13 protein-coding genes are annotated in these 13,948 nt (G+C 33.2%); 5 read left to right on the top strand and 8 right to left on the bottom strand.

Annotated elements, in window-relative coordinates; all coding sequences use genetic code 11:
- Positions 1–5 precede the first annotated feature (5 nt).
- The 3 genes from Q0893_RS09565 to Q0893_RS09555 form a co-directional block, all read right to left on the bottom strand.
- Positions 6–1,259, bottom strand: coding sequence for a dihydroorotase family protein (locus Q0893_RS09565; protein ID WP_298902001.1), 1,254 nt, complete (start codon positions 1,257–1,259; stop codon positions 6–8).
- Positions 1,256–3,181 (bottom strand): BatA domain-containing protein, encoded by a 1,926-nt coding sequence (locus tag Q0893_RS09560; RefSeq protein WP_299274840.1) that lies wholly within the window; start codon positions 3,179–3,181, stop codon positions 1,256–1,258. Before Q0893_RS09560 ends, Q0893_RS09565 begins: the two co-directional genes overlap by 4 nt.
- 132 nt (positions 3,182–3,313) lie before the next feature.
- The gene (locus Q0893_RS09555; RefSeq protein WP_299274837.1) at positions 3,314–4,321 is read right to left on the bottom strand and encodes a glycosyltransferase family 2 protein; all 1,008 of its coding nucleotides are present in this window, start codon (positions 4,319–4,321) and stop codon (positions 3,314–3,316) included.
- A 101-nt stretch (positions 4,322–4,422) separates the two neighbouring features.
- Here Q0893_RS09555 and Q0893_RS09550 point away from each other — a divergent pair, with 101 nt between their 5' ends.
- Complete coding sequence (locus Q0893_RS09550; RefSeq protein WP_298901998.1) at positions 4,423–6,312, top strand: peptidase M61; 1,890 nt, start codon at positions 4,423–4,425, stop codon at positions 6,310–6,312.
- Between the two features lie 99 nt (positions 6,313–6,411).
- Here Q0893_RS09550 and Q0893_RS09545 read toward each other — a convergent pair whose 3' ends face one another.
- Positions 6,412–6,690: a hypothetical protein gene (locus Q0893_RS09545; protein WP_299274834.1), complete on the bottom strand. Its 279-nt coding sequence runs from the start codon at positions 6,688–6,690 to the stop codon at positions 6,412–6,414.
- A 45-nt stretch (positions 6,691–6,735) separates the two neighbouring features.
- Positions 6,736–7,500, bottom strand: a complete 765-nt coding sequence (locus Q0893_RS09540) for a TIGR02757 family protein (RefSeq protein WP_298901996.1) — start codon at positions 7,498–7,500, stop codon at positions 6,736–6,738.
- Between the two features lie 91 nt (positions 7,501–7,591).
- Here Q0893_RS09540 and Q0893_RS09535 point away from each other — a divergent pair, with 91 nt between their 5' ends.
- The gene (locus tag Q0893_RS09535) at positions 7,592–8,047 is read left to right on the top strand and encodes a hypothetical protein (protein WP_299274829.1); all 456 of its coding nucleotides are present in this window, start codon (positions 7,592–7,594) and stop codon (positions 8,045–8,047) included.
- Positions 8,048–8,056: 9 nt separating this feature from the next.
- The gene (locus Q0893_RS09530; RefSeq protein ID WP_299274826.1) at positions 8,057–8,893 is read left to right on the top strand and encodes a rhomboid family intramembrane serine protease; all 837 of its coding nucleotides are present in this window, start codon (positions 8,057–8,059) and stop codon (positions 8,891–8,893) included.
- A gap of 22 nt (positions 8,894–8,915) precedes the next feature.
- On the opposite strand, the gene Q0893_RS09525 is transcribed toward Q0893_RS09530, so the two are convergent.
- On the bottom strand, positions 8,916–9,578 hold the full coding sequence (locus Q0893_RS09525; RefSeq protein ID WP_298902234.1) for an ABC transporter ATP-binding protein: 663 nt from the start codon (positions 9,576–9,578) through the stop codon (positions 8,916–8,918).
- Positions 9,579–9,621: 43 nt separating this feature from the next.
- Positions 9,622–12,141: a DUF5916 domain-containing protein gene (locus Q0893_RS09520; protein WP_299274823.1), complete on the bottom strand. Its 2,520-nt coding sequence runs from the start codon at positions 12,139–12,141 to the stop codon at positions 9,622–9,624.
- A 216-nt stretch (positions 12,142–12,357) separates the two neighbouring features.
- Between Q0893_RS09520 and folE the strand changes: the two genes are divergently transcribed.
- Both folE and Q0893_RS09510 read left to right on the top strand, forming a co-directional pair.
- Entirely contained in the window at positions 12,358–12,954 is a 597-nt protein-coding gene (folE, locus tag Q0893_RS09515) for a GTP cyclohydrolase I FolE (protein ID WP_298901991.1), read from the top strand.
- Positions 12,955–13,006: 52 nt separating this feature from the next.
- Entirely contained in the window at positions 13,007–13,291 is a 285-nt protein-coding gene (locus tag Q0893_RS09510; protein ID WP_298901989.1) for a hypothetical protein, read from the top strand.
- 67 nt (positions 13,292–13,358) lie between these two features.
- Here the strand turns inward: Q0893_RS09510 and Q0893_RS09505 are convergent, their stop codons facing one another.
- Positions 13,359–13,934 (bottom strand): type 1 periplasmic binding fold superfamily protein, encoded by a 576-nt coding sequence (locus Q0893_RS09505; RefSeq protein WP_298901988.1) that lies wholly within the window; start codon positions 13,932–13,934, stop codon positions 13,359–13,361.
- Between the last annotated feature and the right edge of the window lie 14 nt (positions 13,935–13,948).

Genomic DNA, 13,948 nt, shown 5'->3' with positions numbered 1-13,948 from the left:
GTATATTAATTTAAAATCATTTGATTGTTGGCAATGATCCCGTAAACAATCCCTTTTAATTCTTCTCCTTCAAATATGGCGTTTTTTGATGTTGAAAAGATATTTTCAGAAGAAAACGTATAACTACTAGTTGGATCGAAGAGCGACAAGTTTGCCTGATTACCAATGGCGACAGGTATGGCGTCTATACCAAAACGTTGTTTGCCTTTAGTTAGTACTTCTATTGTTTTCTTAGTGGTTAATAGCGTGTTTAATGCGCCAAAGGCACTTTCTAAGCCAATAGTACCATATTTTGCATAATCAAACTCAACTTTTTTGTGTTCGATGTCTAATGGGTTATGATCACTGGTTACCATATCAATAGTGCCGTCTTTAATACCATCAATTAACGCATTAATGTCGTTTTGCGTCCTTAAAGGAGGTAGTACTTTAAAGTTTGTGTTAAAAGTAACAAGTTGTTCGTCCGTATAAAATAAGTTATGAATAGCGACGCTGCAGGTAACATTCAATTTTTTTTGTTTAGCATCCCTAATCAGTTCTACAGATTTTGCAGTAGAAATCGTAGGAATATGCAATTTGCCCTCGGTGTATTCTAAAATAGATAAGTCTCTAGTTATTTGTAAGGCTTCGGCCAGTGCCGGATTTCCTTTTAAACCTAAAGATGTACTGGTTATATTTTCGTTCATTACTCCTAATCCGCTAATTCTTGATTCTTGAGGAAAAGAACAAACTAAACCATCAAAATTGCTAGCATATTGCAAAGCTATTTTCATGAGGTTAGGGTTTGAAACAGGCTTTTGATAATCATAATAGGCGACAGATCCGGCAGTTTTCATATCGAATAATTCGGCTAAATCTACACCATCACTATGTTTGGTCAAAGCCCCAATAGGATAGAGGTTAACTGGATGATTTGCAGCTTTGGATTTCAAAAAAGCAATATTGGCATATGAATCCACTACAGGGTTGGTGTTGGCGTTTACAGCAACACTTGTAAATCCAGATTGTGCGGCTGTTTTTAAACCGTTGTCAATGGTTTCACGTTCTTCATATCCAGGTTCACCAAAACTCACACTACTATCAAACCATCCTTGCGATACATGAAGGTTGTTTAATCGTAACTCTTTATAGTTTTTAGGGTTTTGAATGCGTTTGGATATTTGAGAAATCGTCCCTTTTTCTATTAAAATATCAACGGTTTGATTGTGAAAATCGCTTTTAGGATCAACTATAGTGGCAGATTTTACAAGTACGTTCATTTCAGAAATTTTAAGATGAGCATTTCAATAATTAAGAAAATCACTGCAAAAATAACAAACCATTTCCAGAGTTCATTAACATTAGTAGCACTTTTGATATCACTTATGGCTGTTGCAACAGAATTATCTAGTGTGGTATTCGTTATATTTTGAAAATCATAGTAATTCAGGTGACTTTCATTTCTATCGAAATTGAAACTCAAACTTTTTAGAAAACTGTCTTTATTCTGAACAGAAATAATACCTGCAACATCTGGATAGGTGTTTGTAATTAACTCTACTTTGTTGTCATAGGTTTGTTGTAGCGGTATAACTGAATTATCTCCACTTACTAAGGTTAAAATATCATCTTGTTGTAATTGCGTTGCAATATCTATAATGTTCTCATGTCCGATAGTGTAAAACAAGTCGCCAGTTTTTAAACTTTGCTTCCCTATATTATAAAGTATAGGAACTATTAGAGGGGAATTTTTAAAGTTTGAATTTTCTACATCGATTGCTGCTGAAAATCGGAAGGCATTTCCAGATTGAGATAAGAATGACTTACCGTCTTCAAAACTTAAAATAGAATTGACAGAGTTCTCAGCGTTATTATAAAATGAGTTCACTTTTGGATACTGGAAATTATTAACCTGTTTATCAAAAACGTTGGTTAATAAAGGATGGGAAAAATTGATACTAGTAATCTTCTTTTCTAACACATTTGATGCGCCGAAATTTGAAAATCCAAAAGTATTAAAAGCCTGATTGTAAGTGTTTAATACTATGTCTTTTGAAGGGATTATTAATATGCTTCCACCCTTGTCGGTGAACGATTTTAAGGCCGTTGAAAGTGAACTAGGAATGTTTTGTAATTGATTTAAAACAATTAAATTTTGTAGCTCAATGGTGTTATAATTTAAAGCATTAAAATTGGTAGACATGTATTCAAATTCGTCACTGGTATAGATTTTTTTTAGAAATGAATCATCAGCCTCATTAATAGCTAGTACGTTTGTTTTTTCACGTTTATCGATATTAAAAAACAGTGTATTATCATACTTAAGATTACTATCCTCTATAACTATTTTACCATTGAATATAGTGTTAACCGGAATCGTGAAATTTGTAGTAGCTTCATTGGTAATGTTCACAGCTGTTTTTGCAATAAGTTTATCGTCGTTATACAATGAAACAGGTAGGGTTTCTATAGCGTCGCCTTGATTTTTTAGTAGTACAGTAAGTTCAAAATTTTCGACCGTCGTTTTTGAAATATATACGCTATCTATGGCTATATTACTTAGGTTAGATGGTTTTAATTGCACTAATTTCAAAGATACCAAGCTATCATTTGGTGTTGTTAGTCCTAGGTTTTTTTGTTGAAAATCAGATATTAGCACCAAATTTTTGATAGAATTCTGATCGTTTGAGAATAGTTTTTTTCCTTTTAAAACTGCAGCATCATAAGTAATTTGATTAGGTGAATGTTTAAGCTGAATGAGGTCATTTTTAATAGCCTTAACGCTGGTGTTATTAAAGTTTTCGTCATTCGTGAAAATTGAAATTTGTTCGTTCTCATCGACGTTTTCAATAATGTCTTGTATTGCAGTATTTAATAAACTCCCATTTGTGCTTGGCGATTGCATACTAAACGAATTATCAAGATAGATAACAGTTTCGCTTTTGGTATTAAAGCTGTCGGATTTCGAAATATAGGGTTGCGCAAAGGCAATAATAGCACAAGCGAGAAGGAGTAAACGCGTAATTAAAGTAAGCCATTTTTTTAATTGCGAACTTTTACGTGTTTGAATCACCAATTCTTTTAAAAATTGAACGTTGGTGAAAGGAACGCTCTTAAATTTTCTTAATTGAAATAAGTGAACAATTATTGGAATAACGAGTAGAAATAAAGCGTAAAGAAGTTCTGGGTGTTTAAACTGCATTCCTGTTTTTTGGATTGTTTTTGTTCGGAATCAAATATAGAAAATGATATGCGATTAGTTGCTTTAGCTTTTGAGAATTTTAACGTTTAAACAAAGATAAGTCTGTTGTTATATGGATTTTTTGTTTTATTCCTAACAAAAGAAGAAATAATCTGTCATGGCAGTCATTTGTTGTGTCTTGAAATAAGACTTAATGTCCTTTTGAGACGCTTCGTTGGCAACCGTTACAATACTTTGCGGGTGATCTAAATTTTTTAGATGTTCAAAACTAAATAAGAGTTCGTCGTAAATATGTTTTCCAATTTTTTTAGGATTATCACATATCCATAAAAATGGAATGTGTTTTTTCTTCAAAAGTTGAGCAACTTTCTTTCCTTTATGTCCAGCTCCCCAAACAGTTAAGGGACGAGAACTATTATAATTAAGTTCTAAAAAATAGTCCACTTTTAATTCTAGAAAATGGTTTTCGGCGTAATGGTCATTTGTGCGTGAAGCTCTTGTAGAATAATCGCGCCAATAATGGAGTTCTTGAGTACTAGGAATACAAGTTATATTGTGCTTATACAATCGAAAAGTTAAGTCGTAATCTTCAGGATATCGATTAGGTGTAAATCCGCCACAGGCCAAAAAATCTGAGCGATGCAACATCCAACAAGGCGACGGAATAACACACTCCTTATAAATTTCAGAATAATTAAGTCCACTTGATGTTAAAGTATTAAGCCAAGATTCATACTTGGCATAACCATTTCCAATGCCATCCTTACTAAAATACTTCACTAAACCAAGAGCAACATGTTGCTTGCCATAAATTTGCAATTGATTTAACATGGTGCTTAATTTGTTTGTATGCATGATGTCATCACTATCCATGCGAGTTATATAATGACCAGTACTTTTGGCAAATGCCAATTTTAATGCATCAATTATTCCGGTACCACTGTTTTTAAATAACTTTATGCGCTTATCTTTTTCGGCATAAGCGCGAACGAGATCATAGCTGTTATCGCTTGAATGGTCATCAACTATGAGTAATTCCCATTGTTGATAGCTCTGTTTTATAATGGAGTCTAGGCATTCAGGCAGATAGGTCTGCGTATTTTTAAAAGGTGTAAGAATGCTAATTAAGGGGTTTGACATATTACAAAAGTACCATTTTAACAAAACCTTAGCTAAATTAGTGGTAACAGATTGTAGTTTTGTGCGTCAGACAAAAATATCTGAAAATAATTAACATTACAATGAAAAAAATTCTATCAATTTTCGCTACGAGTGCATTGCTAGTAGCTTGTGGATCATCTAAATCTTCAGTGAATGATTTAGCCACTGCAAATCCTATTTCAACATCAATTAATTTATCGGGCGTTACTGCTGATAAAGCACCTGTAACTATTAATCCGGGACGATTTACCGAAGATGTAGTGACTTACCGATTACCTAAAGTAGTTCAAGGAACGTATTCTGTGAGTGACTTTGGTAAATACGTTGACGATTTTAAAGCCTTTGATTACGATGGAAAAGAAATGCCTGTCGTTAAAGAAAACACAAATACTTGGACTATCGCAAATGCGAAAAACCTTGATAGAATTGAGTACTTAGTTAATGATACATTCGATCAAGAAAAGAGTGGAGGAATTGGAGGAGAAGTGCCGTTCTCACCAGCAGGAACAAATATTGAGCCAGATAACTATGTATTAAACTTACATGGTTTTATAGGTTATTTTGATTCTTTAAAAGATGCTCAATATACTTTAGATGTAACTGCTCCTGCTAATTTTGAGCGTACATCTGCATTGCAAAACACAAATACAAAGTCAAGTTCTGATGGCACTCAAATAACGACATCTTACTTTGCACCGCGTTATTTTGATATTACAGATAACCCAATGATGTATGGTAAATTAGATGTTGAAGAATTTATGGTTGGAGATATCAAAATTGTATTAAGTGTATATTCTCCAAATAAGGTGCACACTGCAGCGAGTATGAAAGAGACGGTTTACAAAATGATGGAAGCCCAAAAAGCATACTTAGGTGATGTTGATAGTACACCTCGTTACGATATTTACTTGTATTTGTCTGATGGGAGTGAAGGAGCACCAAAAGGATTTGGAGCTTTAGAGCATCACACATCTACAGTTGTGGTGTTAGGAGAAAATTCTTCAAAAGAGCAATTAGCTGCCTCAATGATTGATGTAGTTGCGCACGAATTTTTTCATATTGTAACGCCATTGTCTGTACATTCTGAAGATGTACATTATTTTGATTATAACGATCCAACATTCTCAAAACACTTGTGGATGTATGAAGGCGTTACAGAATATTTCGCGCAGCATTTCCAAATTTATGAAGGACTTGTAGATGATGATGCATATTATGCAACGATGAATCAAAAAATTCAGGTTTCTAAAAACATGGATGATGCAATGAGTTTCACGACTATGAGTGAAAACGTGCTTAATGAACCTTATGCTGCGAACTATTATAACGTATATATGAAAGGTGCCTTGATAGGTATGTGTATTGATATTTTAATGCGAGAAGAGAGTAATGGTAATCGTAGCATGCTTTCACTTATGAAAGAATTATCGGCCAAATATGGAAAAGAAAAGCCGTTCGTTGATGATAATATCATTGCAGAAATTACTGAAATGACATATCCATCTGTAGGTGAATTTTTAAATACACATGTTGTTGGTGGAACACCAATTGATTATTCAAAATTCTTTGAAAAGGTAGGTTTAACTTTTGGAGAAAAAAGTGAGGCAACAAGTTATATTCAAAGTGGAGAAGGATTCATATTTGGAGCTAATCAAGATAAAGGAGAAATTTATTTTTCTGAAAACGTAAAGAATAATAGCTTTTGGGCAGATCAAGGTGTGATGCCAAATGATATCATTAAAACGGTAAATGGAGAGGCATTAACTATGCAAAATGCACAGGCAATGTTAGGAGCTATGTACCAATGGAAAGAAGGTGATGATATTAAAGTGGTTTTAGAACGTGATGGAAAAGAAGTAGTTGTAGAAACTAAACTTGTACCAACGTTCACAACAACACGCAGTATTATTGAAGATGAAAATGCTACAGAAGCACAAAAAAATACAAGAAAAGCTTGGTTGAAAGGCTAGACTTTTTTTAGTCGTATTGAAAGCTGATAAATATTTAATATTTATCAGCTTTTTTTTTTAACGATATGTTAGATCATATGACGTTAAAAAATAAAGTGTTTAGTCTGTGATAAAACCTTCAAATTTTCTAATAGAATCAAAAAACACTTTTTTATCAAAATCAGGTTTAAGTGTTAATTCAAATGAAATAAAATTGTCTAGAAAGTTATTCGTATAATTTACAGGTACGAGTTTATCCTCTAATTCAATATACATGAGTATGCTATTAATAGCATTTTGCACGTCGTTTTTATTCTCTAAGATTAGCTTTTTAAAGCCCATTTTCTCAGAAAAAATAGATTTAAGCCTAGACCGTTTTAGTCTAAAAGAATGTTTCATTTTGGTTAGTTTAATATTAGGAGAGGCATTGCAAATATAAAAAAATTAAAACCCTTCAAAAACTCCTAATCCAAATAAAGCAAAATCATATTTAACAGGATCAAATGGGTCTAATCGACGTAAAGCCATGTCGAGTTCTAATAAGGCTTTACCATCATTCTGTTTTCGTTTGATGAGTTTCAATTTTCTAGCTACATTTCCAGAATGCACATCTAGAGGGCAAGACAGTGCGCTAGGAGAGATGCTATTCCATATACCAAAATCTACACCATTTTGGTCTTGTCTTACCATCCATCTTAAATACATGTTAATACGCTTTGCAGCAGAGTTTTTTAGCGGATCGCTAACATGTTTTTTGCTACGTTCTAAATGTTCAATTTCGAAAAATGCAGCTTTAAATTTATGAATGCATAACTGGAGATTATCACCATCATGGTATTTAGAAAATAGAGCTTCAAGGCCGTCATGATTCGTATAAATGTGCTGTAAACTTTTTATAAACTGAATAAAGTCATCACCATTAAACGTTCTATGTACAAACTGTTTAAGACTCTTCAAGTCATTATTGGTATGATTCAGAATAAAATCGTGAGGAGACCGATGGAGTAAATCCATCATTCTAAAAGCATTTTTTATGATACTTTTACGATTTCCCCAGGCAATAGTAGCCGTTAAAAAACCCGCAATTTCTATATCTTCTTTTTTTGTGAATTGATGTGGAATCTGAATAGGATCACTGTCTATAAATCGCGGATGATTATATTGATCTACTTTAGTGTCTAGAAATTCCTTAAGTTCTTTTTGATTCAAACGGCTCTATTTTATGTATACAAATTTACATTACTTTAATAGTTGTTGCAATAGTCGAGAATTGCTAATTTTGTAAGTATAATCTAACATTATGAAAAGCTCAACTTTTACTATCTTATTATGTGTATTCACATTGCTATCTTGTCAACGTGTGAAGGATAAAACCCAAGAAACAATTAATGCCAGCGGAGAGGCGGTTGGGAAATCGGCTACCGAATTTATTGAAGGTGTTTCTGAAGGGATCGACAAAACTTTAGAAGCTAAAATTAAACTATCTCCAAACCTAAAAACAAAAGGTATTGATACGGGTAAATTTACAATTGCTAATAATCCCCAAGGAGGAAAAGATAACTTATTAACCTTATACCTCATTTTCAATCAGGATTTTAACGATATCGTTTTTGTGAAAGTTTTTGATAAAAACGGACTCGAGACAGGGCGTGCTAAATTGGAAGTAACAGGTAAAAAGGGAGATGCTAACTATTTTGATTTTACTTTTGGAAAACGCGTTGAAATAGAATATCGAAGTGTGATAATTGTAGAGTAGATTTAATTTATGAGAGAATTAGGTATTGCTTCTATCATATTAATAATTGCAAACGTCGCTATTAGTTATCGAGGTTTCAAGAATAGGACTTTTTTTGAAAGCTACAAATTTGAAGTTGATAAAATCCTAATTCAGAAAGATTATATCCGTTTAGTATCTTCAGGGTTTTTACATACCAGTTGGAGGCATCTCATTTTTAATTTAATAAGTTTATATGCATTTAGTGGCATGTTAGAGATGCAACTGGGCATTTGGAGTTATTTATTAATCTATTTTGTTAGTTTAATAGGTGGAGATCTTTTGGCACTGTTTATTCATAGAAATCATGGTGATTATAGTGCTGTAGGAGCATCAGGTGCAGTTTGTGGTATAATCTTCGCTTCTATAGCTCTTTTTCCAGGATTAGATATTGGCTTCTTCGGAATTCCATTAGCTATACCTAATTGGATTTTTGGAGTGCTATATGTGATATATTCTATCTACGGAATTACGTCTGCCAAAGACAATATTGGGCATGAGGCTCATCTAGGAGGAGCTTTAATAGGAATGCTTGTTGCCATAGCCATACGACCAGAAGCGTTGGTAAACAATTATATCATTATTACCATGATTGCAATTCCAATCATTTTATTCATATACATAATTGTTAGAAAACCTCATATCTTATTTATCAATAATCTATATTTTAAAAGCAAATCACATAATTTAACTATCGATCAAAGGTATAATGAGACTAAGGTTTTCAAGCAAAAAGAGATTGATAAACTCTTGGATAAGATTAGCAGAAAGGGGATTGGTAGCTTATCTAAAAAGGAGAAAGAAAAACTTGATAATTATTCAAAGTAATACTAGAATATCTTGGCATGTGTTATCCCACTATCTTTCCATCAATCATCGTTAATTTGCGATCTGCCATGTTCGCAAGCTCTTCATTATGAGTAACAATGACAAAAGTTTGACCGAATTCATCACGAAGTTTAAAGAACAGATTGTGTAAATTCTCTGCAGATTCACTGTCCAAATTACCTGAAGGTTCATCAGCAAAAATTAACCCAGGGTTATTCACCAAGGCTCTTGCTACAGCAACACGTTGTTGTTCTCCACCAGAAAGCTCATTGGGCTTATGGTCGTAACGATGTGATAAGCCAAGAAAGTCTAATAATTCTTTGGCACGTGTTTCGGCTTCGCTTTGAGATTTACCACCTATAAACGCTGGAATACAAACATTTTCTAAAGCTGTGAATTCTGGCAGTAATTGATGAAATTGAAAAATAAAACCAATATGCTCGTTTCTAAACTTGGCTAATGCTTTATCTCCTAATTGAGGAATAGAAACATCATTTATAACAAGCTCACTGGTATTGTTTGAGCTTATTTTATCTAAAGTACCAATAATTTGTAGCAAGGTCGTTTTTCCTGCTCCAGAAGCGCCAACAATTGATACGATTTCCCCTTTTTTGATGTCTAAATCGACACCTTTTAAGACATGTAAATCGCCATAGTTTTTATGAATATTCTTTGCTTTTATCATCATGTTGAAATGAGCTCCGAAAATACTACTTTAATATGGATAATTATAAAATATTATAATTTGAACTGAAACGAGTATTTGAAAAATCAGGATCATAACGATAACGATTATTCGAGAATCTACTCAATGTATTGACATTGGTATTTCGTTTTTTAAACACATTTTTTATACTATTATAATCAATAAAGTATTGAAGTCTAATAGAAAATGTATGTTGAATAGACTGATCGAATAAGGAACTAAGACTGTCAAAATAAGAATCTTCAGAAGCATTACTAAAATTAAACAACCTATTTCTATATAGCGTAGTTAAAAAACTACCAGGAGCAACTTGCCATGTGTAGCTTAAATCTAAATTCCATGTATTAAAATTTACATTCGGATCAGAAATGTCAGTTGTTCTGTAATCATCATCTCTGTTTAAGCTACCATCTTCCTGCAATGCAAATAAACCTTCATCATAGGTTACTGTAGACCAAAAGTTTCTAAATGACAATGACAATGTGTGGAAAGGGTTAAAACTATAACTACTAGAAATACTGTTCTCAATGGTTAAAATGTCACGTTCACCAAAGACAATATCGTCATCAATGTTTGTTACAAAGCCTCTACTACCTTTATTGTTTTGATATGAAAAACCATAATTAACAAAGAACTTGTCGCTAAAACGATATGTTGGTTCTATCCCAAAATCATATCCAAATAAATCTCTTTCCTTATCGAATGCATGAAATGTACCTCCATTAACTTCAATAGAAAAAGGTTTATTATTATTGGTTTCAAACCAACCGCCAATAAATCCTATGTTCTTAAATACAAAAAAGCGCTTGTTTTCAAAGTCTCTTGGTTCAAAAAAGTCGAATTGTTTTCCTGGTTCAAAATTAAGATTTGCTCCAAACCAAAGAAGTTTTTTAGTTTGAGCGTTCATATTAAAACCAAAATTAGTTCCAGTAAAAGTACTTGGTTTAAATAGACGTCTGTAGTTTACCCAACCATTAATTCTGAAGTTATTTAACTTTTCAGTAGGTTCAAAAATCTGGTATGACCCGTCAATACCAAAATTATTAAGGTTATTTCGAAAGTTTAAACCCAAATCATTAATATCATATTTAGTATCCGATAAGCGATGATCGAAACTATATCTATAATTACCATGCGATTTTCTAATCAGAAAAAACGAATTAAAACCTGTTTCCGTTCCGCTTGGCAGATTGACATTACTCATTTTTAGTTGCCCACGAATATTATAGGTGTTTCTTTTATTTGAGATATCGGCTAGAAGCCCAGTCACATTTCCGTCTCTAAAACGCCCATTTCTTGTTACGTTGGTATTAATTAAACTCACTGATGAATTCCCATTAAATTGCTGGTCAACCACAAGAATATTGTAATTAGCCAATGGCTCAACAACTTCTCGGCGTGTCTCGTCGGTCACAGTGTTTCTGATACTTGCTTCTGTTTTTTCGGTAATGGCATTAAAGAACCCTATTCCTAATCCTTTTTTGGTACGTCCAGATACTTTCAAAGCGTTAAGGGTTTTAACCTCTGTTGGCATGTCTATAACTTCTTCATTTTCTGCCAAATTTGGACTACCAATTGGTGCATTTCCAATTCGTCTTGAGAAGAATAAATTTCCTTTATTAAATAAATCAACCCCTTCCTTAAAAAATTGACGTTGTTCGCCAAAGGTTTGTTCAAAAGGCCCCAAATTTAATCTTACGTTATCAAAGGCAGCTTGACTAAAATCTGGGATTAAAGTGGCATCTAGAGTAAAGTTTTCGGTTAAACCAAATTTCACATCGGCACCAATATTATATTCAGGTTTTTTGTTGCTATCATAAATTGTAGATAAAAACGGATAAAACAGCAGTCGAGTAGGAGGTTCAATATTTCTTATGCCAACAAGTTCTCCATTATACAAACCAATATTTCCTTTAGTTCTATCAATTGGATTCCAAGAATATTGTGAATTACTAATTCGAAATCGTCTGTGAAATTGAATTCCCCAAGTTTGAACTTCTTGATTAGAAAAGCGTAGTGCTCTGTATGGGATCTTTACTTCAACAATCCAACCATCATCTACCATTTTTACAGCACTATCCCAAACGGCATTCCATCCAAAATCTTCACCATTACTTGGAGATGCAACGGCATCGGCTTGGGTACCAGAAGTAAATACAAAAAACTCGGTATCATTTTGTCCGTCATTATTCGGGTTAAGAATGATTCCAAAAAAATCTGAATTACCAAAATTATCGCGACTAGTAAACTGCGTTTGAATGTCTTCTGGTTTATCCTTCAAATAGGCAGATACATAAATGGCATTATCGTCATAAGCCATTTTTACTGTTGTTTTTTGATGCGCAGGAAGTGCTACTCCCATTTCGGGTCTAAACTGCGTAAAATCTGTTGCGATATCTGCTGTTTGCCAAACAGCATCATCTAAAACACCGTCAATTTTTGGAGGTGTAGAGGTTCTTTTAATTTGGAGTTGTTTCTTTTCTTGAGCATTTGTGAGAAAGCCAAATGCTATAAATGCTAATAAGATTAAGCGAAATTTCATTTTATTTTGATTGATGATTAGTCTCTAATTAATTTAAAGACCCTAGATTTTTTAGTTTGTTACAGTTAGGTATACAAAACTACCTATGCTAATCGCTCAATTTTCATAAGTAAACGTTAAAAAGATTAGCTTACTGTTAATGTTTTTATAATGGAATACTAAAATTTTGTCTTAATTTTTTTACTTACATTTAGTAAAACTTAATTTAGACTTATAATGCCATACCAAAAATTTGAAGAATACAATATCCAAGTAACCGATGACGTCAAGCAGCGTTATGAACAAATCATAAAGGAGTTAGGAGAGGACACTAAACGCGAGGGACTTTTAAAGACGCCAGAACGTGCTTCTAAAGCTATGCAGTTTTTAACACAAGGCTATGATCAAGATGCCGCAGAGATTTTGAAAAGTGCAATGTTTAAGGAGTCCTATAATGAAATGGTCATTGTTAAAGACATTGAGTTGTATTCTCTTTGTGAACATCATATCCTTCCATTTTTTGGAAAAGCACATATTGCCTATATTCCTAATGGACATATTGTGGGTTTGAGCAAAATACCAAGAATCGTAGATGTATTTTCTAGACGTTTGCAAGTGCAGGAGCGTTTAACCGAACAGATCTTGGATTGTATCAATAACACCTTGAAACCTGAAGGGGTTGCTGTTGTTATAGAAGCATCCCATATGTGTATGATGATGCGAGGTGTGCAAAAGCAAAACTCTACCACCACAACATCTGGTTTTAGGGGTGCTTTTAAAAATATGGAAACACGAACAGAGTTCTTAAAGCTCATTAGCGAAAAATTGTCATAAACCAATATTTGGAACACTATTTGCTTTATAATAAGTAAATTACAAATACACTATGACATTGAAAAACACTTCAAAAAATAAAAAATTAGTATTAAGCCTTATATTGGATGCTATCGGAATGATTCCATTTATCGATATTGTTTGGGCGCCATTTTCGGGTTACTTAATGACTAAAATGTATAAAGGAAGTAAGGGTAAATTGGCTGGTATCTTTACGTTTATTGAAGAAATAATCCCAGGAACTGACTTTATTCCATCGTTTACAATAATGTGGTTTTATACTTATGTTTTTTCTTCGGAAAAACCATCAGATGAAACTGTTATTGATGTAAGTTAAAAAACAATATTAAAAAACGAAAGGCGTGCTTATAAGCACGCCTTTCGTTTTTTACAAAAGAATCCTACTAATTGGCAACATCAAAAGGAAATGATGCATCAATATCGGTTTCTCCTCCAGCGTTTGTAATATCTCCATTACTTACACCAGAAGCAGATTTGTTAGGCTCGTGTCTTAGTGTTACCGTTAACGTATTATTTGTTGAAGCAGCACTAGTAGTTAAAGTAAATGCTAATCCTACTGGATTGCCGTCAGCATCTTGATCAGTATAAGCTACTGTTACACCAGAGTTATTTGATAAGGTGTAAAAGAATTGGTGATCTTCATCTTCTTCCTGAACTTCTAAGGTAATATTATCTGCAGGATCTTCAAGTTCGTTTAACACAACTACGCTTCCTGCATACGTTGTCATTGCAGCTAAATCGCCAGAAACGGTTACAACAGGTGCATTTGGTCCGTCACCATCTAAATCGCGAGTTTCTAAAGTTACTGTATCTCCACCTCCTTGTGGAATTAGAGTTACTCTTAAGGTTGTGATTACTTCTTCTTCATTCACTGGTGGTGGATTGTCATCATCACTTGAGCAATTAGTAAATGTAGCTAAAGATAAAATTGATATAAATAAATATTTAATAGTTTTCATAATTTTAAAATTTT

It is taken from the genome of uncultured Psychroserpens sp. (assembly GCF_947494225.1).
Taxonomy (GTDB): Bacteria; Bacteroidota; Bacteroidia; order Flavobacteriales; family Flavobacteriaceae; genus Psychroserpens.
Note: the sequence above shows the minus strand (reverse complement) of the source record. Positions and strands in the feature narration are given on the sequence as shown.

Excerpts from the sequence above, each read along its gene's own strand:
- Q0893_RS09565 (WP_298902001.1), bottom strand. The coding sequence starts at position 1,259 with ATGAACGTACTTGTAAAATCTGCCACTATAGTTGATCCTAAAAGCGAT.
- Q0893_RS09560 (WP_299274840.1), bottom strand. The coding sequence starts at position 3,181 with ATGCAGTTTAAACACCCAGAACTTCTTTACGCTTTATTTCTACTCGTT.
- Q0893_RS09555 (WP_299274837.1), bottom strand. The coding sequence starts at position 4,321 with ATGTCAAACCCCTTAATTAGCATTCTTACACCTTTTAAAAATACGCAG.
- Q0893_RS09550 (WP_298901998.1), top strand. The coding sequence starts at position 4,423 with ATGAAAAAAATTCTATCAATTTTCGCTACGAGTGCATTGCTAGTAGCT.
- Q0893_RS09545 (WP_299274834.1), bottom strand. The coding sequence starts at position 6,690 with ATGAAACATTCTTTTAGACTAAAACGGTCTAGGCTTAAATCTATTTTT.
- Q0893_RS09535 (WP_299274829.1), top strand. The coding sequence starts at position 7,592 with ATGAAAAGCTCAACTTTTACTATCTTATTATGTGTATTCACATTGCTA.
- Q0893_RS09530 (WP_299274826.1), top strand. The coding sequence starts at position 8,057 with ATGAGAGAATTAGGTATTGCTTCTATCATATTAATAATTGCAAACGTC.
- Q0893_RS09525 (WP_298902234.1), bottom strand. The coding sequence starts at position 9,578 with ATGATAAAAGCAAAGAATATTCATAAAAACTATGGCGATTTACATGTC.
- Q0893_RS09520 (WP_299274823.1), bottom strand. The coding sequence starts at position 12,141 with ATGAAATTTCGCTTAATCTTATTAGCATTTATAGCATTTGGCTTTCTC.
- folE (WP_298901991.1), top strand. The coding sequence starts at position 12,358 with ATGCCATACCAAAAATTTGAAGAATACAATATCCAAGTAACCGATGAC.
- Q0893_RS09510 (WP_298901989.1), top strand. The coding sequence starts at position 13,007 with ATGACATTGAAAAACACTTCAAAAAATAAAAAATTAGTATTAAGCCTT.
- Q0893_RS09505 (WP_298901988.1), bottom strand. The coding sequence starts at position 13,934 with ATGAAAACTATTAAATATTTATTTATATCAATTTTATCTTTAGCTACA.